This window comes from Bremerella cremea (assembly GCF_003335505.1).
Classification (GTDB): domain Bacteria; phylum Planctomycetota; class Planctomycetia; order Pirellulales; family Pirellulaceae; genus Bremerella; species Bremerella cremea_A.
The window spans coordinates 40,977-63,515 of record NZ_QPEX01000010.1 but is presented as its reverse complement, the minus strand read 5'-3'; the positions used below and the strand labels follow the sequence as shown (position 1 = coordinate 63,515).

The window sequence follows — 22,539 nt, the reverse complement described above, 5'->3', positions numbered from 1 at the left end:
TTTTTTAGTAAATTGGTCTTGGTACGAAGGGAAATAACATTCTACGATTATGGATAGGCTGTTAAAGGAGTGTGGATGTCTATCTCCTTCGATGCGAACGGGCAAAGGCAGACATCCAAAGATCATTTCCACCGGATGTTGGTTTACTAGGCTTCACGTATGTTACGCTCGATTTTACTAATCGGCTGTTTGGCAGCGGCTACAACCGCTTCCGCTGCTGAGTTGGAATCGCTTGAAAAATACGCCGAGGAGCATCCAGAGTTTGCCTGGTCGATCAAGATCGAAGAGGCAAACCAGTCGGTATCGCTTTACGGCGAGCCCGGCCAAAACCATTTCCGCCGATTCTACCAGGCCGACTCCGCCAACCAGAAGAAACAAACCTGGACCCAATATGAAGGCTGGATCAAGACGTTCTACTCTGGCAACTTGCTCGTTTCTGGTTGGAAGACTGCCGCCGAGAACTTTTGCCAAGATATCTCCGCCGCAGACAAACGCAAAGAAGCCATCTATCATTTAAACATCCTTGGCCGGGTGATTGCCGCCGAATGGGCCAAAGACGCCAAGCACAGCCGAATCACCAGCACCGATGTCCAAAAATGGGCAACGGAACTCAATGCACTTCAGGGCAAAGGGCAAGATGCAAAGCGATTGGAAGCCCTCAAAAAACTAGCCCTCAAAGTCTCTTCCGCCCTGGGTGCCGACAAGCAAGTATCGCGTAACTAGGATTCCAACCGTCGATTGCCCGGCTAGGCTAACAATCTTCGACGAAGCGAAGATTCGCACGAGGGAACGAATTTTACTCGTATCTTTTGGATCAGGGTTCTGACGAGCGGGCTTATCCCTGTAAATGGCGGGCACGATCAAAAGCTTGGCCGCCCTTAATTTAAGGAACGGATGAGTTCTCGGGCAATTTGACCAAGCGGTCTTATCATAACAGCCCCTCCTGCCGCAATCGCTTCTTTCGGCATGCCAAACACGACGCAGGTCTCTTCGTTCTGGGCGATGGTGTGAGCACCATTGTCGCGCATCGCCAGCATCCCTTGTGCGCCATCTCTCCCCATGCCGGTCAAAATGGCAGCCGAAACGTGAGGTCCAAGATGATGGGCGCATGAATGGAACAAGACATCGACCGAAGGGCGAAACCCATTCACCAGAGGTTGATGGTTTAGTCTGACGTAATAGGCCGCGCCTTGCCGCACGACTTCCATGTGCTGATCTCCTGGCGCGAGAAGGACTCTTCCGCGAAGAATGCGATCTCCATCTTCCGCTTCCTTCACTCTCATGCGGCACAGACCATCCAGGCGTTTCGCGAAGGCAGTCGTAAAGCTCTTGGGCATGTGCTGCACAACCACCGTTCCCGGGGCGTCGCTAGGCAGTGCCGGCAAAAGCTGAGCTAATGCTTCTGTTCCCCCGGTGGAAGCGCCAATCGCGATAACTTTGTCGGTCGCCTCTTTGAGGCTGGAACTGCTCCTTAGTATGGGCGATTCCTCGACGTGAACCACTGGATTGCTTCTGCCACGCACTTTCGACGCTGCCGCTATCAGCACTTTATCGACGATCTCCTCACTGACCCGAGCCGTCCCATTGGCAATATCAATCGAGGGCTTTTCTACGAAATCAATCGCTCCCAGCTCCAATGCTTTCAAGGTGGTTTCCGCACCGCGCAGGGTCAAGGACGAAACCATCACCACCGGCATCGGTCGTCTGGCCATCAGTTTCGAAAGAAATGTGAGCCCATCCATCTTGGGCATTTCGACATCGAGTGTGAGGACATCGGGGTGGCACTCTTGAATTTTCTTCCAAGCAATCATGGGGTCAGCCGCCGTTCCGACGACTTCAATATTCGCTTGAGACCCGAGTATTTTCGTTAGCAGTTGGCGTATTAACGCCGAGTCGTCGACTACTAACACTTTGATTTTACGCATTTGCCTGCTCTTGGGTTAATCAAACAGGGTGACAGCGCCTGCTGCCTGGGCCGCCGTTTGTTTAGGCTCTCGTAGTGATTGCACTTCCTGCCGAATCATGTCGTTCATCTGGCGATTCGCCACCGGCTTAAGCAGCACTTTTCCTGTGGCGGTGAAGAAGCAGATCTTAACTCCTTGATTGCCACCAACGCGTTCCGCCACAAGTTCAATTCCTTCGTCGGCCAGAAACTGATGGACAAAGGCCACGTTCCGTGTTCCGACTTGGAACCCTTCGGCACGCAAATCGAGAACGTTTCCGCCGCCGAATACCTTCGCGCGAAATCGACGCCGATCACCACCGAGCGACATGATGTTGTTGATCAATAACTCCATCGCATGAATACCGTATGCGGCGCTTGTCGACGCACGTTTCGCCTGAGGGAGCATAAAGTGATTCATGCCACCAATTTTTGCTATCGGGTCATACAGACACGCTGCCACACACGAACCAAGCACAGTGGACACAATGGAAGGGTGATCGCTAGCAAACACTTCCCCAACAATGATTGATCTGTGTTGAATGTGATTATGCATCTACGGAACTTTCAATGGCTAAGGTCACCATTCAGCTAAGCTGAAATATGGTGTGACCTAACGATCGCAGGGGGCATGGCGTCCATTGGATACTCTCGGAATGTCCGAGCATTAAGAATCCACCTGGCTTTAAGTAGCGAATTAAATGCTCGACCACCTTCCGCTGCGTAGGTAGATCGAAGTAGATCATCACATTACGGCAGAAGATAACATCGAATTTCGTTTGAATGGGCCACGAGCTCTCGATGAGATTGATTTGTCGAAAGGTGATTAAATCGCGTAGCGTCCGCTTAGCGCGAACTTTACCCGATAGCGAGCCGGTACCGCGATCGAAATAACGATGCAATTGAGTTTTCTCGAGAACCAACAGTTCATCGGCCGGGTAGACGCCCTCGCTGGCTTTCGCGAGTACCCGCGTATCGATATCAGAAGCCAGAATTCGGATATCCCAGGATGGATCAAAAGCGGGGAAATCGCGCACGGTCAGCGCCAACGAATAAGGTTCGTGCCCGTTTGAGGAAGCGGCACACCAGATTCGCAGCTTGCGTGGTTCCCCTTTAAGGGAAAGGTTGACCGCCGCCGGAAAACAATGTTCGGTTAAAAAACGGAAGTGATGCGGCTCTCGCATGAAGTCCGTTTTATTGGTGGTGATGCAATTGATTAACTCTTGCATCTCGTCCCCTTCGCTTCCTTCTCGCATCACCAGCTTGAAGTACTCGGCAGGGTCGTCGATTCCGAGGGCACGTAATCGCTTGGAAAGCCGTGTCGACAGAAGGCAACGCTTCGATTCATTCAGCGAAATTCCGACCTTCTCGTAAATGAGTCTCTTAAAGTCTCCGAAACATCGGTCGGATAACAACTCAGTGGCCAGAGCCATAATGGAAATGCTCCTAAAGTAAAAGCCCGCGAGCGATCAGAGAACGCTCGCGGGCTGTCGACTATTCCGACAATACTTCTTTAAAACTCTTCAAATCCATCGTGGCCCATTCCGGCACCGACGAGATCCATTTCTTCTCGGCGAGGAACTGCCGACTTCACGACACCGTATTGCTTCTTAGCCGTACCATTCGACCGGCTTGTGTAAGACGGTTCGTGGGATGGCAAGTTGCGAGGCTTCGACTTAGGTGCCTGGTTGATGGTTTCTCGATTCAAGTTGAACTGAGAAACGACAACCTTCAATTGCTCGGCTTGCTCCGAGAGAGAGACAGCGGTTCCGCTCATCTCTTCCGTTTGAGAAGCATTCGACTGCGTGACCTGGTCCATTTGAGCAACTGCCTTGTTGATCTGTTCGATACCAGACGTTTGCTCGCGAGAAGCGGCAGCAATTTCTGCCACGATGTCGGTCACGCGCTTGACGCTCGTAACGATTTCTTCGAGCGTTTCGCCTGACTTGTTGACCAGATTCGATCCGACTTCAACTTTGTCGACCGAATCTTCGATCAACGTTTTAATCTCACGAGCAGCCGAGGCACTGCGTTGTGCCAGGTTGCGGACTTCGCCAGCCACCACCGCAAAGCCTCGACCTTGCTCACCCGCTCGAGCGGCTTCGACCGCAGCGTTGAGGGCCAGCAAGTTCGTTTGGAAGGCGATCTCATCGATTGTGGTAATGATGTCAGCAATCTTGCGCGAAGCTTGGTTGATTTCACCCATAGCGGTAACCGCATTGGCAACCACAGCCCCACCTTTTTCAGCCGTCTCACGCGAATTATTGGCCAACTGGTTTGCCTGATCGGCGTTGTCGGCATTTTGTCGCACGGTTGCGGTGATTTCTTCAAGACTCGAAGCGGTTTCTTCCAAGCTGGAAGCAGACTGCTGTGCACCCGAGCTAAGTTGTTCGGAAGCGGCAGCCAACTGCTGCGATGCGGAAGCGACCGACGCCGAAATATCATCGACTTCGACAATGGCTCGGGTAAACCAGCGGCTGATCCAAGTGGCAATACCAATTCCCAGCACCACGTTGATGCCGAGAATAATCAAGGTGACATTACGACCGGTTTGATAGGCAGAGATGGCCTGTTCAACTTCTTTGTCGGCCCCTTCCGCATTGAGGGTCACTTCTTTGCGGGCGAGGTCACGGAAGGTCTCCGATAACTCTCGAGAGCTCGTTTTGAGCACTTCTTCCGCTTCATCGTTCTTGTTCGCTTTGGAAAGGGGCATCCATTTATCGGTTTCCGCAAAATACCCGGCCATCGCTTGGCCCATTGATTCTAGCAATTCGGTCTCTTTTGCGCCCGACGTTGCTGCTTTTGCCGCTTGCAGTTTCTCTTCCATGTTGGCCTTTAAGTCGGCTAACATCTTTTCTGCTTCCGCCATCTCTTTGGGATCTTCGGAAGTGAGGTGGGTATATTCCCACGCACGATAGTTATTCAAGTCGCGATTGATTTCCGATGCGGCAATCACGCCTGGCAGCCAGCTTTTCGCAATTTGGTCAGCATTCTCATTGAGAGATGCCATCTTCCAGATTGCAACGCTTCCCATGACGAGCATCAACACCAACAGGAAAGAGAAGGAACAGAAGAGCTTTTTTCCAACACTCATACGATTAAACCAAGACATTGCAAATATTCCTGAGTTGGGCAGTTTGTAATTTCAAACAGAGATTTGTGAAATGGGTGAAATAATTGAGTTGGGTTAAGCCGCCGTGTCGACACCGGCAATAGCAGCCATGTTGACAAGCCGAGAGGTGTCCAACAGCATGACGATACGTTCATCAAGCTTGCCCATCCCGGTAATAAATGCGTTGTCGCCGCCGGTGGCCAAATCTGGCGGATCTGCAATGGCGTCGTGCGGAATGTTAAGAACATCGGACACCGTATCGACAATCAGGCCGACAACCCGGGTTCCGATGTTCACAACGATGATGCAAGTGAACTGGTCGTATTCTTTTTCCGTCATCGAAAAGCGGCAACGCAAATCGATAATCGGAACCACCGTTCCCCGTAGGTTCATCACGCCGCGAACATAGGCAGGTGCATTGGGAATAGGCGTGATCTTCGAGAAGCCTTTGATTTCCTGAACTTTCAGGATTTCGATACCATATTCTTCGCTCTGCAAGGTGAACGTGAGAAATTGGCCATTGTCTGCTTCGGACGTCATGCCGGCGCCCGCTCGTTCTTCATTCACTTGAAAGTCTCCAAAAACTACTGAAAAACATGTAAAGTGAGCTAGCCAGCCGTACAATGCCAGCCAGGTCAATAATCATCGCAACTCGGCCATCTCCGAGGATGGTCGCACCAGCAATTCCATTCACACGCCCATAGTTGGCTTCCAAGCTTTTCATGACGACCTGCAATTGACCAATCAGTTCGTCAACAACGAGTCCAAACTTCCTACCGTTGTATTCAACCACTATCACAAGCCCATCGCACGGATCGAAGCTACGTGCTGGCGCACCCAATAATTGGTGCACAAAGACAAGCGGTACCGTCTCGCCACGGACGTTGATGACATCGCGGCGATTGGGCATGTGAACGATTTGTTTCGAAGAAGGCCGAAGTGATTCGACGATGCTCAGCAGAGAGAGATATGCACAGCAATAAATGTATTAACATGCTAATAAGTGTAATTGAATGGAGCATTATTGATGCCTGCGCCGGTAATCCAGCATGGCAACAGACCAATTTGCCACGAATCCGAGGTTTCCGCTGGTCGCCCCTCTTGAATTGGCGCGCAGACCTCAACAGCAGGCTAAATAGCAACGAATTTCTTAACTTGCCGGCTAGTCTTCTCGGTTCCACGGGGCTATGGTCAATTTGCTCAGCAACTCCCGACCTTCCTTCATATAACTGCCTGATAAAACTCGAAGATCATTCATGGAACACTTGTTCGATCCTCGCCGTGGTGACCACGCGATCCGTCTTAGCGATTTGCGTACAAGCGGCAATGCGTGGGAACCATCTCGGACGAATTACTTCACCATCTATTTCATCCAATCCGGATCGGGGAGGTTCTGGGCAGATACGGCGTGTTTTGACTTTGGTCCTGATTCCACTTTATTTTTCGTGCCCTATCAGCACATTCGGCTTACTGCGGATTCGCCTGTTCAAGGAAAGATCATTCAGTTTCACGCTAACTTTCTGTGCGTTGAAACATTCCATGCGGAAGTTGGCTGCAGTGGTATCTTGTTCAATGATCCCTATGGGATTCCGCTGGTTCAACTGGATGAAGAAACCAAGGTCAAAGCCGTGCGTCTGATCGAGGAGCTTAGCACCGAACATGCCGAGCAAGAACTTGCGTTCAGTGAAGTGATGCTGGCCCACCTTAAAGTGTTGCTGGTTCTTGCAACGCGTCTTAAAGCTTCCACCACAGAAATTTGCGTTCCGGCCACGCACGATCCCAAACACCCGGTTCTAATCGAACTTCGGGAGTTAATCGAGGAAAACTACTGCACGCTGCATGCGCCTGCCGAGTACGCCAAGCTGCTTCATGTGACGCCAAAATCGCTAGGCAGAATTGTCCGCGAGAACCTTGGCACCACCCTTACTGAACTGATTCGGGCTCGTATCTTGACGCATGCCAAATGGCAATTACTGCATACACTGCGGCCCGTCAAAGAGATCGCGCGCGAAGTAGGTTATACCGACGAGCTTTATTTTAGCCGTCTGTTCAAGAAGGCGACTGGCTGTTCTCCCAAGTTCTTTCGCGAATTCGAGACCGAAATTCGCGGAGGGAGCAATTTGTCCATGCCTTCGTCCCCTTCATCCATTCTCGACGCAGGCGGTTCGGTCGATACTAGCTCTTCTACGAAAAAGAAATCGAAACCGACCGAGATCTGACGCTTCTCGGTCTTTCCGCCCAGAGGAGTATCGGTAGATGGTGAAGCTGTTTGAACTGGCCGCCCGCATGGACAAAGTGGGCGTAACGGTGACTCGGATCGGTTTAATCGTAGTGCTCCTCTGGATCGGCGGTCTCAAGGCGTTCCGATACGAAGCAGATGGAATTGTTCCCTTTGTGGCGAACAGTCCCTTCATGAGCTTCTTTTATGCCGACGGCGACAACTACAAGCCTCACATGAATCCCGAAGGGGTGCTCAATCCAGAAAACCGTGCCTGGCACGAAGCCAATTACACCTACGAATTCGCGTACGGCCTAGGAGCCGTGATTGTGCTTTACGGGCTGCTGATCTGTTTGCATCCTTGGCTCCCTCAAGCAGCCACGTTAGGGAGTTTTCTGGTATTCGTGATGTCGCTGGTGACGCTGTCGTTTCTCATCACCACCCCAGAGACATGGGTGCCCGACTTGGGAGATGCCCAGCATGGTTTTCCTTATCTGAGCGGCCGGGGCAGACTGGTCGTCAAAGATGCCATTATGATGGGCGCGGCTTTGGTCACCATGGCCGATTCGGCGAAGTCCTATCTCCGCAAACGCAAAGGTCTCAATCACCCCGACGTGGTTGCAACTTCCTAAAGAAGTGCGACGCCATATTACAGAAAGTGCAAATCAGACCCATGGGACGTTTCACCCAAAGTGTCTCTTGGTTTGGCGCTGGGGATTTGATTCGACTAGAATAGTGGCAACACCTCCCACTCAGGATCTTGCCATGCGAAGCGTTACTGCTCTTCTTTTTGTTGTCGGACTGCTTTATCCCCAGTTGGTCAGCGCGGCCGATAAGCCCAACATCGTGTTCATCCTGGCCGATGACATGGGCTATTCCGATCTCGGTTGTTATGGTGGCGATATCGAAACGCCCAACCTCGATCAACTGGCCGCCCAAGGTCTGCGTTTCACGCAGTTCTATAACACGGCCCGCTGCTGGCCTTCGCGGGCCGCGCTCATGACCGGTTATTACGCGCAGCAAGTCCATCGCGACGCGTTGCCTGGTTTAGGTGGGGGCGGCGGTGGTAAGCGGCAAGCGTGGGCGCGGTTGTTGCCTGACTTTCTGGCGCCGCATGGTTACCGTAATTATCACAGCGGCAAGTGGCACATCGATGGTAAGGTGCTACCAGCGGGCTTCGACCGTTCGCTTGATATGCGAAACCAAGGCAATTTCTTTTCGGCCCAAGGCAACGCAATAGACGATCAACCGATTCAGCCAGCCGCAGATGAATCGGACTATTACGCCACCACGGCTGTCGTCGATCACGCGATCGATTGCCTGCAGGAACATGCCGAAAAGTATGCCGAGCAACCGTTCTTTCATTACGTGGCGTTTATCGCTCCCCACTTTCCTTTGCATGCCAAGCCTGAAGATATTGCACGCTATCAAGACAACTACGTTGCCGGTTGGGACCAAATGCGGCAACAACGTTTTGCTCGGCAGCAAGAGCTGGGCCTAATGGAAACCGAACTTTCTGCGCTCGAACCCGATGTCGGGCCGCCCTACCATTTTCCGGAAGCATTGAAGAAGCTGGGGCCTGGCGAAATCAATCGCCCGCTTCCCTGGGAGGAGCTAACCGCCGAACAGCAGCGATTTCAAGCCACGAAAATGGCCATTCATGCCGCCATGGTCGACCGCATGGACCAAGAGATTGGCCGCCTGATCGCTCAATTGAAGGCGATGGACCAGTTGGACAACACAATTATCTTTTTCGCCTCCGATAACGGGGCCAGTGCTGAGATCATGGTGCGACATGGCGGGCACGACCCGACCGCCCCTCCGGGCAGCGCCGCGACGTACCTTTGCCTTGGTCCCGGCTTTTCGAGTGCCTGCAACACGCCGTTTCGCCGCCACAAAACCTGGGTGCATGAAGGAGGCATCAGCACACCGCTGATTGTCCATTGGCCCGCCGGAATCAAAGCCCACGGGCAACTGCGGCAAACCCCGGCCCACATGGTCGACATCGTGCCGACGATTCTCGATGTGTTAGATATCGAGAAACCAGCCGAGTGGAACGGCCAACCGATTCCGCCAGCCCCCGGGAAAAGCTTGTTGCCTGCGTTCGCGGAAGACAAAACCATCGAGCACGATTTGCTGTGGTGGCTGCACGAAGGGAACCGGGCAATCCGGATAGGAGATTGGAAACTCGTCGCCGCCAAGGGAGATGCGTGGGAACTATACGATCTGCGAACCGACCGCGCCGAGTCGCACGATCTGGCCCAGCAACATCCCCAGAAGGTGCAACAGATGGCAGCGGCCTGGAATCGGCAGCTAGCCGACACGCAAGAGCTGGCAGCGAAAACCGCTCCGCAAAAATCTTCCCCCAAACCGAAGCGAAAGCAGTAGACAACCCAAGCAGATGAAGAACGCGGGAAGTCGTCCCCCGGCCTTTTCGGCAATTGACAATTCAGGTTCGTGAAACTAGCTTTAATATTCACCTACCCCAAAGTCATGCGACCCTTCCCTCGGTTCGTTCTTGCTAGGATTCCTGGTACGCGTGTTTTTCTTGCTGAGTAGTTCGTCTCTCCCCTTGCTGGCATTGCGTTGCTTCGTAATGTTCGCGGTGTGGACTGGGCCGATTCCTTATTTGCACTGCCATGGTGCGTTGGATTCGGTTACAGGGACAGGCTACGTCCAGTTGGCTAAACATCTTTCCCGGCATCACAAGTGCGATTCCAGTTGCATTGCTAAGAGCTACAGTTGGCACTTTCATTTAGCCGTGCCAACCGGGGAAGAAGAAGGAACCATTCCTCCTTCGCAATGCCTCTCTGCCGATGGCATGACCACCAATCAATCGAGCGATTGGGACGACTGTCAACTCGCCGCTTCGCTGGCCCACCCCTTCTTGCAAGACAAGGGGATGTGCGTTGCGCCCGTGGCGGACTCGGTTTTTCTAAGCCGTGGTTTCTACGACTCTTACGCGCGGACTCTGCCGCTGCCAATGCGTTTTTCGGTCGTTCGCTGCTAACGACACAATTACGCAAACTTCTTTCCTGACGCTGCGCTGTCGACCGCCGAATTCAAACCGGTTCGTCCTGTCAGTCTGCTGCTTTCGTTCTAGCCATTTGTGTGATCCTACGGAGATACGGGATGACAACCCATTCCTTGAAACAGTCTCAAACGAACGTAATCTTGGGCATCGCCGCGTTGGTCCTGTGCGGTATTGCCGCATGGTGGATGATGTCCTCCTCCTCCCATCACACCGAAGCCGTTGGCCCTGCTGCGACCGACAAATCGGAAGCAGCTTCTGCTCCGGCAGACAGTAGCGAAGGCTCGCAGAACATCGAGTTCCCCCCAGATCGCTGGGAAACCGCTTCCATTGAAGTCGCCCCAGCCGAGGTCTTGCCGTTTCGGCAGATCTTCGAGTTGACTGGCAAAGTCGAGATCAACGACGACCGCCGGGCTCATATCTATCCGATCGTTGATGGTGTCGCTGAAGAGGTGAACATTCATCTGGGCGACCGGGTGAAGAAGGGGGATGTCCTGGCGATTGTGCAAAGCAAAGAAGCGGGTCAGGCCAAGCTGAAGTTGTTCCAAGACCGCCTCGAACGCGACTTTGTCACGACCCGCGATGGGTGGACGCAAGAGATCGTGACCAACACGCGCAACTTGATCGAATTGATTCGCAACGATGCCCCGCTGGAAGAGATCAAGCAGCAGCTTCAAGGCAAACCAATTGGCGAGTACCGCGATAAGTTGCTCTCGGCTTACATCAACAAGTACACGCTCGAAAAAACGGTCGAACGCCTGTCGCCGCTCACGCAAGACGGTGCGATCTCGGGCAAGCAAATGATAGAAGCCAAAGCCCAACTCGATGCCGCGCGGTTCACGCTTCAGTCTTTGTTAGAGCAAATTCAGCACGAAACGGTGCAAGAATCGCTCCGCTCGACCCACTCGGTCAAAGAGCTTGATACCCGAGTTTCGGTCGACGAAGCGGCTTTAAAAATCTTGGGGCTGAATGACGAAGACCTGAAAAACGTCGAGCCTGCCAGCCAAGGCGAAGCGGTCTCGCATGTCCCTGTTTTGGCGCCGTTCGATGGAACCGTTATCTCCAAGGATGTCGTCTTGATGGAACGAGTCGGCCCCGACACACAAATCGTCAGCCTGGCCGATCTTTCCACCGTGTGGGTGACTGCCGACATCTACGAAGATCACATGCCGCTGCTCAACGAACTCGACGGCCGCACCATTCAGCTTCGTAGCAGCGTGTGGCCCGATCAAAAATTCGAGGCCAAGGTCTTCTATACCGGCGATATCGTCGACCAGTCCACACGGACGATCTCGCTCCGAGCGATTGCCGACAACTCGAAACGGATGCTCAAGCCTGGCATGTTCATCAACGTGTTGTTGGAAATGGGAGAAGAAAACGAGCAAACCTTGCAAGTCCCCCTAACCGCCATCCAAGAGCACGAAGGCCGGACGTTTGTCTTTGTGTACCTCGGCGATGGCCAGTTTGCCATCCGCGATGTCACACGGGGGCGTCAAAATGCGCAAAACGTCGAGATTTTAAGTGGTTTGAAACCAGGTGAGGAAGTGGTTGTTAACGGCGGCTTTGCCTTGAAATCGCGCATGCTGGCCAGCTTGCTGGAAGAGTAATTTACCTCGCGCACCCTCCTTGTCGCTTGCATCAACGGATCGATCTCACCTCAGGGTAATCTCGTGGTTCAACACATCATTGAATGGTCCCTCAACAATCGTTTTATCGTCATGTTGCTGGCCGTCGTATTGCTGGGGGCTGGTGCCGTTTCGGTGACCACGCTGCCGCTCGACGCCGTGCCAGACTTAACGAACGTTCAAGTCCAGGTTCTCACCACGTCTCCTTCGTTGGGGCCGGTCGAAGTCGAGCAGTTCATTACCTTCCCGGTCGAAAACGCCCTGAGTGGTCTGCCGAATGTTGACGAAATCCGTTCGATTAGCCGTTTTGGTTTGTCGGCGGTGACGGTCGCCTTCAAAGATGGCACCGACATCTATTGGGCCCGGAACTTGGTGACCGAACGCCTGCAACAAGCTCGGGAAAGCATCCCGCCAGGCATGGGCGATCCTCAGCTTGGCCCTATTGCCACCGGGATGAGCGAGATCTACCAGTTCGAGGTGAAAAGCGACGAGGGGTACGATTACAGCTTGATGGATCTTCGGACGATTCTCGACTGGCAAATCGCCTTCCAACTTCGCAGCGTCCCCGGTGTGATCGAAGTCAACACGTTTGGTGGCGAGCTGAAAACGTACGAAGTGCAAGTCGATCCCAACAAACTGCTGAACTTCAAGATCTCGCTCAATCACATCTTCGAGGCCCTGCAAGAGAACAACGCCAACGCCGGTGGTGGTTACATCACCCACGGCGCCGAGCAACGCCTGATTCGTGGCGAAGGTTTGATTCAAAATCTGGACGACATCCGCAATATCGTGCTCGATAGCCGCATGGACGGCACGCCGATTCGCATTTCCGATATCGCCGAAGTCCGCTTTGCTCCGATGCTACGTCAAGGCGCGGTGACACGCGACGGCAATCGCGAGGCGGTGACTGGCATGGTGATGATGCTGATGGGAGGCAACTCGCGTCAGGTGGTTGAAGATGTGAAGCACAAGATTGAAGAGATCGAAAAGACCCTCCCCGCAGGGGTTCATATCGATACCTTCTACGACCGGACCGAATTGGTCGAGAAAACGATTCACACCATTGCCGAAAATATCGGCGTGGGGGTGATCCTGGTGATCATCATGCTCTTCCTTTTGCTGGGGGACATCCGGGCTGGTTTAATTGTCTCTGCCGCGATTCCTCTCTCGGCCATGTGCGCTTTGATTGCGATGAAGATGGCTGGCGTTTCGGCGAACCTGATGAGCTTAGGGGCGGTCGACTTTGGGGTGATTGTCGACGGGGCGGTCGTGATGATCGAAAACGCCGTCCGCAGTGCCAGCCACTACAAACGAACCCACGGCAATGCTGGCATCGTCCCGAAAGAAGTCTTCAAGGAATCGGCCAAAGAGGTCGGAACCCCCATTTTGTTCGCCGGAGTCATCGTGATCATCGTGTTCCTGCCGATCCTCAGCCTGCAAGGGGTCGAAGGCAAGATGTTCCGCCCGATGGCGTTCACGTTTATGTCGGCCCTGACTGGGGCGTTGATCCTAAGTGTCACGGTGATGCCGGTCATGGCCTCGCTGTTTCTGGCCCGGCGAATTAGTGCTGGCGATACCTTCCTGGTTCGCAAGCTGAAGCATTGGTACGAACCGATGCTGAACTATTCGATGCGTCGCCCCGCGATCATGCTCGGCACCGCGTTCGCCATCTTTGCCGTCAGCGTCCTGGTGGCCGCGCGGTTTGGTGTCGAGTTCGTGCCGAAGCTCGACGAAGGGGACATCGCGATTCAAGCGGTCCGTTTGCCGAGCGTTTCGCTCGAAACATCGCTCGAAATGACCAAGGCGATGGAGCGCACCTTGCTGAAGTTCCCCCAAGTCGAAACGGTCATCTCGAAAACAGGTCGCCCCGAAATCGCCAACGACCCGATGGGCGTTCATCAAACCGATATCCTGGTCCGGATGAAGTCGCCCGACGAATGGCCTGAGAAAATCGACAAGACCGAACTCGTTGAGCAAATGCAAGCGGCACTCGAAAAAGAGGTGCCGAGCAATTCTTACGGGTTCACCCAACCAATTGAACTTCGCGTGCAGGAACTCGTTGCCGGGGTGCGATCCGATATCGGCATCAGCATTTATGGTGACGACCTCGATGTCTTGAAAGAGCAGGGGGATCGCGTGGTGCGAGCGTTGAACCAAGTGGAAGGCGCCGCCGACGTGCAAGCCCAGCAAGTGGCTGGTCTGCCTTACTTGCGCGTCAAAATTCGCCGCGACGCGATCGGACGTTATGGAATCAATGCGTCCGACATCCTCAGCGCCATTCAAGTGGTGGGTGGGCATCCGGTTGGGGAAGTCTTTGAAGGGCAACGACGTTTCCCCCTGCAAGTCCGTCTCGCCCCAAAATCTCGGGAAGACGTCGAAACGCTCAAGCAGATCAAGATCGAGGATCCCCAAGGTCGCCAGATTCCGATCTCGCAATTGGCCGACATCGTCATCGAGGAAGGCCCTTCCGAAATCAGTCGCCACGCAATTCGTCGTCGTTTGCTGGTTCAGTGCAACGTCCGCGGGCGAGACTTAGCTGGCTTCGTGGCCGATGCTCAAGCGACCATCGATCGCGAAGTGAAACTCCCGCCTGGTTACACGCTGACTTGGGGGGGCCAGTTTCAAAACTTGGAACAAGCCTCGCAGCGGCTAATGATCGCCGTGCCGGTGGCGCTGTTCCTGATTTTCTCGCTGCTGTACATCACCTTCAGTTCGGTCAAATTGACACTGCTGATCTACTTGAACGTCCCCATCGCCGCAACCGGCGGGATCTTTGCTTTATGGATGCGGGGGATGCCGTTCTCGATTTCGGCTGGGGTGGGCTTCATTGCCTTGTTTGGTATCGCCGTGATGAACGGGGTGGTGCTGATTGAACACATCCGTCACTTGCGTCATTCCGGCAAAGACCAAACCACCTCGGTCGTGCAAGGGGCGATCGACCGTTTGCGACCGGTGCTCATGACCGCCACCTGTGGTGCGCTCGGCTTTGTTCCGATGGCCATCTCGGGCAGTGCCGGGGCCGAAGTGCAGCGGCCCCTGGCGACCGTGGTGATCGGGGGGCTAGTGACCTGTACGATCTTGACGCTGCTGGTATTGCCAGCCATTTATCGCTGGTTCGAGCCTGTCGAAAACACCAGCCCCGCGCAATAAAGTCGTGCGATCCGAAATATCAGCATTTTTTCTGGCAGCAACTATCAAGGAGACCAACGGACAACCCGATATTGGCTATAAGAGCCGAAAGGTGTTAGCATGGCCCATGATGCGCCTTGCCGACATGCTGGCAGAACATTCGTTTAGGGAAATGCCCCAGGACGAATTTCTCCTGTAGAGCCGCGTCAAATCCCCATTTGGGGGTGTGCGACAAAAAATGTGTCCTATTTGCCTGGCGGTTCTCGCTAGGAATAATAGATCACCAACTTATAGCGATTTTGAAGGGTTTCGGACGTGACCTCTGCCACAACCATTTTGACCATGCTTGCGATGCTTTGGCACGCCATGGCCGGTTGTTGCGCTCATCACGTCCACGAAGGCGTTGCCCACCAGCACGAACATGTTGCCACTTGCGGACACGGACACACCCATTTCGTGCCCAGTGCTTGTGGACATCAGCACGCACATCCTAAGAGCGGCTCGCCCGAGCAGCACGAACATCAGCACGATGTCTGTGAAAGTTCGAATTGTGTCTTTTCGCTCCCAGATGGTGGTGCCGAATCGCTCGGCCTGAGCAAGGCCATCGGCTGCCAGCCTTACTTCGATACCGGTTGCCTGGTCTTTTCTGCCAGCACGCCAGATTGGTTTGCTCTTTCCCACCCCCATCTGCCCGACCGGTGTCCGCTCGGCAAAACGCGGGTACACCTGCAAGTTCAGGTTCTTCTCATTTAAGCGTCGTCTCTTGGAAGACCGGTTTGCGCTGGTTTTTGCTATCCCTCGACCGCTGATATCGCCCATCGATTCCAGTGGTTCTTGATTGCACGTTACCCTCTGACGCACGCTTACAGCTTGCCCCTTTCGCTTTCAAAGAAGGAGGCCGAGAGAACTATGAACACGCACAGCATCCCCTCGTGGGTTTGGAGTATTTTAACGGTCGCCGCACTGAGCATCGTGGCCCTTGTCACGTCCTCGTTGTGGTTGCCCACCGTACGAGAACTCGTCGCCCAACCGAGCGATCCCCAGCACAATGCGGAAACCACCGACCCGCACGCTGGGCACGACCATGCCCACGCTGGCCACGCCGAGACGACCTCGGTCAAGTTAAGTGCTAACGGGCTGAAAAACATCAACTACCAACCCCTCACCGTCGAGCTATCGTCTTACACCCGCAACATCACCGTTCCGGCGATGATCGTGGAACGCCCCGGGCGGACGCAGCTGAATATCTCGGCGCCGTTGACCGGTGTGATCACCAAGATCTACCCGGTGGAAGGGGCGTCGATCGAATCGGGCAGCCCGATGTTCGAGATTCGCCTGACCCACGAGGAACTTGTCACCGCCCAGAGTGATTTGATTCGTACGGCGGAAAACTTAGACGTGATCAATCGCGAACTGGCGCGCCTAACGGGCTTGCCCGAAGGGGTCGTCGCCGGAAATCGAATTCTCGAACAGCAGTACGAAAAGCAGCGGCTCGACGCCTCGCTACGTGCCGAACGGCAATCGCTGTTGCTGCATGGCCTGAACGAGAAACAAGTTGCCAATATTCTCGAAAACAAGCAACTGCTCGATACCCTCACCGTCCATGCTCCGAACCATTTAGAGGGAAGCGAAAGCTGCTCGGAAGCCCACAGCTTTCACGTGCAGAAGATGGTTGCGCGGGTTGGCCAGCAAGTTCAAGCTGGCGAACTACTGGGGGTGATCGCCGACCACTGCGAACTATACATCGAAGGACGAGCCTTCGAAGACGACGCTGTCCGTCTACGCGAAGTTGCCGCCCAGCAGTTGCCGATTTCTGCTTCGTTGTTGACCGCAGGCAAACTCACCGACGAAATCACCGGCCTGCATCTGATGTACCTGGCCGACCACGTGGACCCACAAACGCGGGCCTTTCGGTTCTTTGTCGCCTTACCTAACGAAGTCGTAACCGAACGAACCACAAACGATGGCCAACACTTTGTGGAATGGAGGTTCAAGCCAGGGCAACGGATGGAACTGCACATTCCCGTGGAAACATGGGAAGACGAAATCGTGCTGCCGGTGGAAGCGGTTGTGGATGAAGGGGCCGAGAAGTATGTCTACCAGCAAAACGGCGACCACTTCGATCAGGTACCGGTGAACGTGAAGTATCGCGATCAAACGAATGTGGTGATCGCGAACAACGGCGCGTTATTTCCGGGCGATGTGGTCGCCGCGCGAGGCGCGTACGAAATGCATTTGACTTTGAAGAATCAAGCTGGCGGGGGCGTCGACCCACACGCAGGACACAATCACTAGTGCTTCCAAGATACACGTCGCACTAGTCCTGATCCCTACCATTCGCCACCGCTTCGGAGTCATCCCTATGCTTAACGCCATCATTCGATTTTCGCTGCAAAATCGCATGCTTGTCATCGCGATGGCCGTGTTCCTGCTGCTGTACGGCGGTTGGCAAACGGTTCAATTGCCGATCGACGTCTTCCCCAACCTCAACCGCCCGCGGGTCGTCATTATGACCGAAGCCCCCGGGATGGCGCCTGAGGAAGTCGAAACGCTGATTACTTTCCCCCTGGAAACCGTCCTCAACGGAGCCACCGGCGTGCAAGATGTTCGCACGCAATCAGGCGTGGGCCTGTCGGTCATTTATGTTGAGTTCGACTGGGGAACCGATATCTATAACGACCGCCAAGTCGTTGCCGAACGCCTGGCCTTGGCGACCGATCGCCTGCCAGCAGGAGCCAGCCCGCAACTGATGCCCATCTCGTCGATCATGGGACAAATCATGATTATGGGCATGGTCAGCGAAGGAGGGAAAACGCCTCCGATGGAACTTCGCACGATGGCCGACTGGGTTGTGCGACAACGTTTGCTGACCATTCCTGGCGTTTCGCAAGTGATTGTGATGGGAGGCCAGCGAAAGCAATTTCAAGTGCTGGTCGATCCCAACAACTTGCTGCGTTACGGCATTACGCTCGACGAAGTCAAACGCGCCCTCAGCGAAAGCAACCAGAACACGGCTGGGGGTTACCTCGACGAACAAGGCCCCTCGGAACTGCTCGTTCGTTCGCTGGGGCGGGTGACCAGCATTGAGGAGTTGGAAGGAATTGTCGTCGCCCACCGCGATGGTCGTTCTATCCTTCTCTCGCAGGTTGCCGAGGTGGTCGCAGGGCCGCAGGTAAAGCGAGGCGATAGCTCCGCGTTCGCGCGAAACGAAGCCGGAGAGTTTATCGGTGGGTCGTCGGTCGTATTGACCATCCTCAAGCAGCCCAATGCCGATACCCGCTTGGTGACAGAAAAAGTGATGGCCGCCCTGGAAGAAATGCAGCCATCCCTGCCCGCCGATGTCAAAATGCTGCCAGAGCTGTACCAGCAGAAGACATTCATCGACCTGGCCATCGAAAACGTGGTCGAGGCCCTCCGCGACGGCGGTATTTTGGTTGTGGTGATCTTGTTTCTGTTTTTAATGAACTTGCGGACCACCTTCATCACGCTGACGGCGATTCCACTTTCGCTTGTGATGACTGCGTTGGTCTTCGCGATGTTTGGGCTTTCGATCAACACCATGACGCTTGGCGGTCTGGCGGTTGCGATTGGTGAATTGGTCGACGACGCAATTGTCGATGTCGAGAACATCTTCCGCCGCCTCCGCGAAAACCGCCACGCAGCCAACCCGAAGAATCCGCTGCTGGTCGTGTTTCAAGCCAGTTGCGAGGTACGAAACTCGATTGTCTACGGCACCTTGATCGTGGTGATCGTGTTCGTTCCCTTGTTCGCACTTTCTGGCATGGAAGGACGCTTGTTCGCACCGCTGGGAATTGCCTATATCGTCTCGCTGATTTCGTCTCTGTTTGTCTCGTTGACGGTAACACCGGTGCTCAGTTACTGGTTACTCGGCAACGCGAAACTAGGGCACGGCGACAAAGACGGCATCATCCTGCGTGTGCTGAAAAGCATTGCCGACAAGGTGATGACGTTTAGTTTGAAGCTGGCCTATCCAATCTTAACCTTGGCCGCGGTTTGTGTGCTGGTCGCAGGCTGGGGGCTGTGGCGCTTGGAAAGTGACTTCCTCCCGCCGTTTAACGAAGGAGCGGTGCAGATCAACGTCGTGTTGCCGCCAGGGACTTCGTTGGCCAAGACGAATGAAGTTGCCCAACGCGTGGAACGTCGCCTCCAAGAGATCGACGACATTCAGGCCTTCGTCCGCAAAACCGGCCGGGCCGAGCTCGACGAACATGCCGAAGGGGTCAACGTCAGCGAGTTCATCGCTACCATCAATCCCCATACCGAGCGTTCTCGAGAAGAGGTTATCGAGGAAATTAGCGAAGCGTTGGCCGACATTCCTGGCATTGTCACTGCCGTCGAACAGCCGCTGGCGCATTTGATTTCGCACATGCTTTCCGGCGTGAAAGCTCAAGTAGCAATCAAGCTGTACGGCGACGACCTCGACGTGCTGCGGCGCGAAGCCAAGCAGATGGAAGCTGCCATCGCCGGGGTGGAAGGGGTTCGCGATTTACAAGTCGAACAGCAAGTCAACATCCCGCAACTACGGATCGAAGCCGACGGCTACAGCCTGCAGCGTTACGGGTTGCGGCGGCAAGATATCAACGAGTTCATCGAAACGGCCATGCAAGGGGAGGTCGTTTCCCAGGTACTCGATGGCCAGCGCACGTTTGATTTGCTCGTTCGCCTTGATGAACAGTTTCGTGAAGATCTCGATTCGGTGAAACGCCTGACGATCGAACTGCCCGACGGCGGTACCGCCAAGCTCGAGGACGTGGCCCGCGTCTATGAGGCCAGCGGCCCGAATACGATCAATCGAGAACAGGTTCGCCGCCGGATCATCGTGCAGTGCAACGTAAGCGGACGGGGGCTGGTCGACGTGGTCGGAGACATTCGTCAACGGCTTCAGCCTATCGAAGCCAGCCTGCCGACCGGTTACTTCACCGAATACAGCGGCCAGTTCGAGAGCCAGCAATCGGCATCGCGGATGATCCTGATTCTGTTTGCGATCTCGATGGCAGGGATGTTTTTGGTGCTGTACAAGATGTTCGGTTCGGTCAACCTTTCACTGCAAGTGATGATCGCCCTGCCGATGGCTTTCATTGGCTCGGTCGCCGCGTTGTATCTCACGCAGCAAACGCTTACCGTGGCCAGTATGGTCGGGTTCATCTCGCTCTGCGGGATTGCTTCGCGCAATGGAATTTTGCTGATTAACCATTACTTGCACCTGGTGAAGTACGAAGGGGAAACCTGGTCGCAAGCGATGATTATTCGGGCGGGCAAAGACCGTTTAGCCCCAGTCTTGATGACCGCTTTGACCTCGGGCATTGGCCTGGTTCCGCTGGCCATGGCTGCCGGAGAACCAGGAAAAGAAATCCTTTACCCGGTGGCAACCGTCATCATTGGTGGGCTGATTACCAGTACGCTGCTCGAGTTCCTCGTGCGGCCAGCATTGTTCTGGACGATCGGAACCGGCGCCGGGCGTCAGGTGGTTGAACGGCAAGACCGTCAAATCGAACTCGTCGAAGAAGCGGAAGCTCACTCGGCGGATGGCTTGTCCCCGGCAGCCAACTAGAAACAACCATTTTCGTTACGCGAGATCGCTCGGAGTCGTCGATCTCGCTCACTCGTAAGGCTCATACCAAGTATCCTACGCAAAGGAATTCGAAATCATGCGACAAATTACCTTGCTCTCGCACCTGCTTTTGGCGGGCGTTGTTACGATTGGCCTGACCGGCTGTGGCGGTTCCCCCTCGAAAACCGACGATCACGACGTCAGCGAAGAAGGGCACGATCACGCGTCGGAAGGCCCCCACCATGGCACGCTGATCGAGCTGGGCGAAGAAGAGTACCACGCCGAACTCGTACACGACGACGAGGCCGGAACGGTCACTATTTACCTGTTAGACGCAGCCGGGAAAGAGCCGGTGGCCATTGAAGCCGAAGAGTTGACGCTCAACGTCAAAGCTGGCGACGAAGCGGCCCAATTCAAGCTTGCTGCCGCTGATGCCGCCGATGGCAAAGCCGCGAAGTTCACCTCCAGCGAAACGGACTTGGCCGAAGCGTTTGACGAAGATGGAGCCGAAACCGTGTTGGTTGTCACCATCGCAGGCAAACAGTTCCGTGGAAATGTCAAGCATGATCATGATCACGACCATGATCACGGACACGACCACTAAGCACTATTGAGGCCTGGCACGAATCGGGGGCTTCTATGGGGCGCCCCTGTTAGCTTGGCGGCGTTGTCGTCGTTAGAAACTGGGCGAAAGCCCCAACCGAAACCGGCGTCTATTCTGGGCAGGGCCGGTTTCTTTATTGGTGCAGGTCAGCCAAAGAGCAACGAGCTATTCCAGCGGTTTTTCAATCGAAAGCGAATACTTCACATCGCTAGGTGGGTTGCTGGAAAAGTCACCGTCGGTGTCGTTAATTTGCAGAAAGACGGTCGGATAGTCTTTGTCCGCGGTCCAAGTGAATGGCCGAATGTCGGTCATACCGGGTACAACCGCCAGCTTGACGATTTCCGATTGATTTTCCAGCGCACTGAGGGCCAAGCGGCATTTCTCACCGCCACCAATGTATTCTGCATCGGGCGATTCCGAAGCCAAGCGTCCCCAGGCTTTCCATTTGCCACTGATGTAGCTCAGCCGGATCGTGTCTCCCTTTTTCACCGCTCCAATCATATAACCAACCGCCAATTGCGAGTCGACCATCACCTCTTGAGTGGTCACCGAGGTTGGTTTCTTCTCGGTAAAAGGATCTTCCGCCAACGGCTGACTGGGCATGTCGCTCGGCTGTGCTCCGCCAGGTAGACGAAGATCCTGGGCAGAGACCCACCTTGAGAAAGGAATATCGGACTTGCTGAATCTCACGTAATAGGTGTTATCCGCCGGGCGAACTGCCAGGATAGTTCCGGAGTACCAGGTACCGTCGTCGACAATCTCGATCTCGTCCCCTTGCTTGTAAAGTTGCCCTGGGCTGCCAGTTGCTGAGTCGGCCGGCACCTCTTGAAAAGGATTCTCACTGAAAGGATCTTCGCCGCCAGTGGCAGGGCCAGGCGAAGGTCCGAAGAAATCGGCGGGCGGTGCTTCGCCGTCGTTCTCTTCCACGGGGGTCATGCCCACCGGCGTCATCCCTGCCGGAGCAGGCTGGCTATCAGAAGGCCGACTTGTGGCGGCCGGAGCGGGGCCATTTCCGGCCAGATGATTCAGATAGTCGTGGTCATCTTGGCTCAGATATTTCAGCGGCAACGTGATTTCAATATTCTTCGACGTCTTGAACGAAATGAAATCCCCTTTGCGCTCGACCGCTCGGCCCGAGAAGACGAGGCTTCCTCCTTTGCCTTTCCACGTGTGCATGGTTTGCGAAGGAGGATAAAAATAGGGCGTTCCCCCTTGGGCTAAAAGCATGCTGCTAAGCAGGCCAGTTGCCACGAATGCCAGCGTGCCAATCAGGAAATAGCGCGGACGATGGTTCGACATCCTCTCC

18 protein-coding genes are annotated in these 22,539 nt (G+C 54.6%); 10 read left to right on the top strand and 8 right to left on the bottom strand.

Going from position 1 to position 22,539, the window contains the following annotated elements:
• Positions 1-159: 159 nt before the first annotated feature.
• Positions 160-723, top strand: a complete 564-nt coding sequence (locus tag DTL42_RS01690; protein ID WP_114366972.1) for a hypothetical protein — start codon at positions 160-162, stop codon at positions 721-723.
• Positions 724-878: 155 nt separating this feature from the next.
• On the opposite strand, the gene DTL42_RS01685 is transcribed toward DTL42_RS01690, so the two are convergent.
• From DTL42_RS01685 to DTL42_RS01660, 6 genes are all read right to left on the bottom strand, one after another.
• Complete coding sequence (locus tag DTL42_RS01685) at positions 879-1,925, bottom strand: protein-glutamate methylesterase/protein-glutamine glutaminase (RefSeq protein ID WP_114366971.1); 1,047 nt, start codon at positions 1,923-1,925, stop codon at positions 879-881.
• A gap of 15 nt (positions 1,926-1,940) precedes the next feature.
• The gene (locus DTL42_RS01680; protein WP_158545187.1) at positions 1,941-2,363 is read right to left on the bottom strand and encodes a chemotaxis protein CheD; all 423 of its coding nucleotides are present in this window, start codon (positions 2,361-2,363) and stop codon (positions 1,941-1,943) included.
• A 166-nt stretch (positions 2,364-2,529) separates the two neighbouring features.
• Positions 2,530-3,375 (bottom strand): CheR family methyltransferase, encoded by an 846-nt coding sequence (locus DTL42_RS01675; RefSeq protein WP_114366969.1) that lies wholly within the window; start codon positions 3,373-3,375, stop codon positions 2,530-2,532.
• Positions 3,376-3,455: 80 nt separating this feature from the next.
• Entirely contained in the window at positions 3,456-5,054 is a 1,599-nt protein-coding gene (locus tag DTL42_RS01670; RefSeq protein ID WP_114366968.1) for a methyl-accepting chemotaxis protein, read from the bottom strand.
• Positions 5,055-5,129: 75 nt separating this feature from the next.
• Positions 5,130-5,621: a chemotaxis protein CheW gene (locus DTL42_RS01665; RefSeq protein WP_199590012.1), complete on the bottom strand. Its 492-nt coding sequence runs from the start codon at positions 5,619-5,621 to the stop codon at positions 5,130-5,132.
• A complete protein-coding gene (locus DTL42_RS01660) occupies positions 5,614-6,012 on the bottom strand; it encodes a chemotaxis protein CheW (RefSeq protein WP_261341594.1) in 399 nt (132 codons plus the stop codon). Before DTL42_RS01660 ends, DTL42_RS01665 begins: the two co-directional genes overlap by 8 nt.
• A 298-nt stretch (positions 6,013-6,310) precedes the next feature.
• Here DTL42_RS01660 and DTL42_RS01655 point away from each other — a divergent pair, with 298 nt between their 5' ends.
• The 6 genes from DTL42_RS01655 to DTL42_RS01630 all read left to right on the top strand — a co-directional run bounded on the left by DTL42_RS01655 (position 6,311) and on the right by DTL42_RS01630 (position 15,078).
• Positions 6,311-7,273, top strand: a complete 963-nt coding sequence (locus tag DTL42_RS01655; protein WP_114366966.1) for an AraC family transcriptional regulator — start codon at positions 6,311-6,313, stop codon at positions 7,271-7,273.
• A 37-nt stretch (positions 7,274-7,310) separates the two neighbouring features.
• Positions 7,311-7,904, top strand: a complete 594-nt coding sequence (locus DTL42_RS01650; RefSeq protein ID WP_114366965.1) for a DUF417 family protein — start codon at positions 7,311-7,313, stop codon at positions 7,902-7,904.
• A gap of 133 nt (positions 7,905-8,037) precedes the next feature.
• On the top strand, positions 8,038-9,660 hold the full coding sequence (locus tag DTL42_RS01645) for an arylsulfatase (RefSeq protein ID WP_114366964.1): 1,623 nt from the start codon (positions 8,038-8,040) through the stop codon (positions 9,658-9,660).
• A gap of 151 nt (positions 9,661-9,811) precedes the next feature.
• Positions 9,812-10,282, top strand: a complete 471-nt coding sequence (locus tag DTL42_RS01640; protein WP_114366963.1) for a hypothetical protein — start codon at positions 9,812-9,814, stop codon at positions 10,280-10,282.
• Between the two features lie 122 nt (positions 10,283-10,404).
• Positions 10,405-11,910 (top strand): efflux RND transporter periplasmic adaptor subunit, encoded by a 1,506-nt coding sequence (locus tag DTL42_RS01635; RefSeq protein WP_114366962.1) that lies wholly within the window; start codon positions 10,405-10,407, stop codon positions 11,908-11,910.
• 63 nt (positions 11,911-11,973) lie between these two features.
• Positions 11,974-15,078: an efflux RND transporter permease subunit gene (locus DTL42_RS01630; protein ID WP_114366961.1), complete on the top strand. Its 3,105-nt coding sequence runs from the start codon at positions 11,974-11,976 to the stop codon at positions 15,076-15,078.
• Positions 15,079-15,345: 267 nt separating this feature from the next.
• Here the strand turns inward: DTL42_RS01630 and DTL42_RS01625 are convergent, their stop codons facing one another.
• Complete coding sequence (locus DTL42_RS01625; protein WP_114366960.1) at positions 15,346-15,876, bottom strand: hypothetical protein; 531 nt, start codon at positions 15,874-15,876, stop codon at positions 15,346-15,348.
• Between the two features lie 90 nt (positions 15,877-15,966).
• On the opposite strand from DTL42_RS01625, the gene DTL42_RS01620 reads away from it, so the two are divergent.
• The 3 genes from DTL42_RS01620 (at position 15,967) to DTL42_RS01610 (ending at position 21,233) form a co-directional block, all read left to right on the top strand.
• A complete protein-coding gene (locus DTL42_RS01620; protein WP_114366959.1) occupies positions 15,967-17,352 on the top strand; it encodes an efflux RND transporter periplasmic adaptor subunit in 1,386 nt (461 codons plus the stop codon).
• Positions 17,353-17,419: 67 nt separating this feature from the next.
• On the top strand, positions 17,420-20,629 hold the full coding sequence (locus tag DTL42_RS01615; RefSeq protein WP_114366958.1) for an efflux RND transporter permease subunit: 3,210 nt from the start codon (positions 17,420-17,422) through the stop codon (positions 20,627-20,629).
• 97 nt (positions 20,630-20,726) lie between these two features.
• The gene (locus tag DTL42_RS01610) at positions 20,727-21,233 is read left to right on the top strand and encodes a hypothetical protein (RefSeq protein WP_114366957.1); all 507 of its coding nucleotides are present in this window, start codon (positions 20,727-20,729) and stop codon (positions 21,231-21,233) included.
• A 165-nt stretch (positions 21,234-21,398) separates the two neighbouring features.
• Here the strand turns inward: DTL42_RS01610 and DTL42_RS01605 are convergent, their stop codons facing one another.
• Entirely contained in the window at positions 21,399-22,532 is a 1,134-nt protein-coding gene (locus DTL42_RS01605; RefSeq protein WP_114366956.1) for a tudor domain-containing protein, read from the bottom strand.
• Positions 22,533-22,539: the final 7 nt, after the last annotated feature.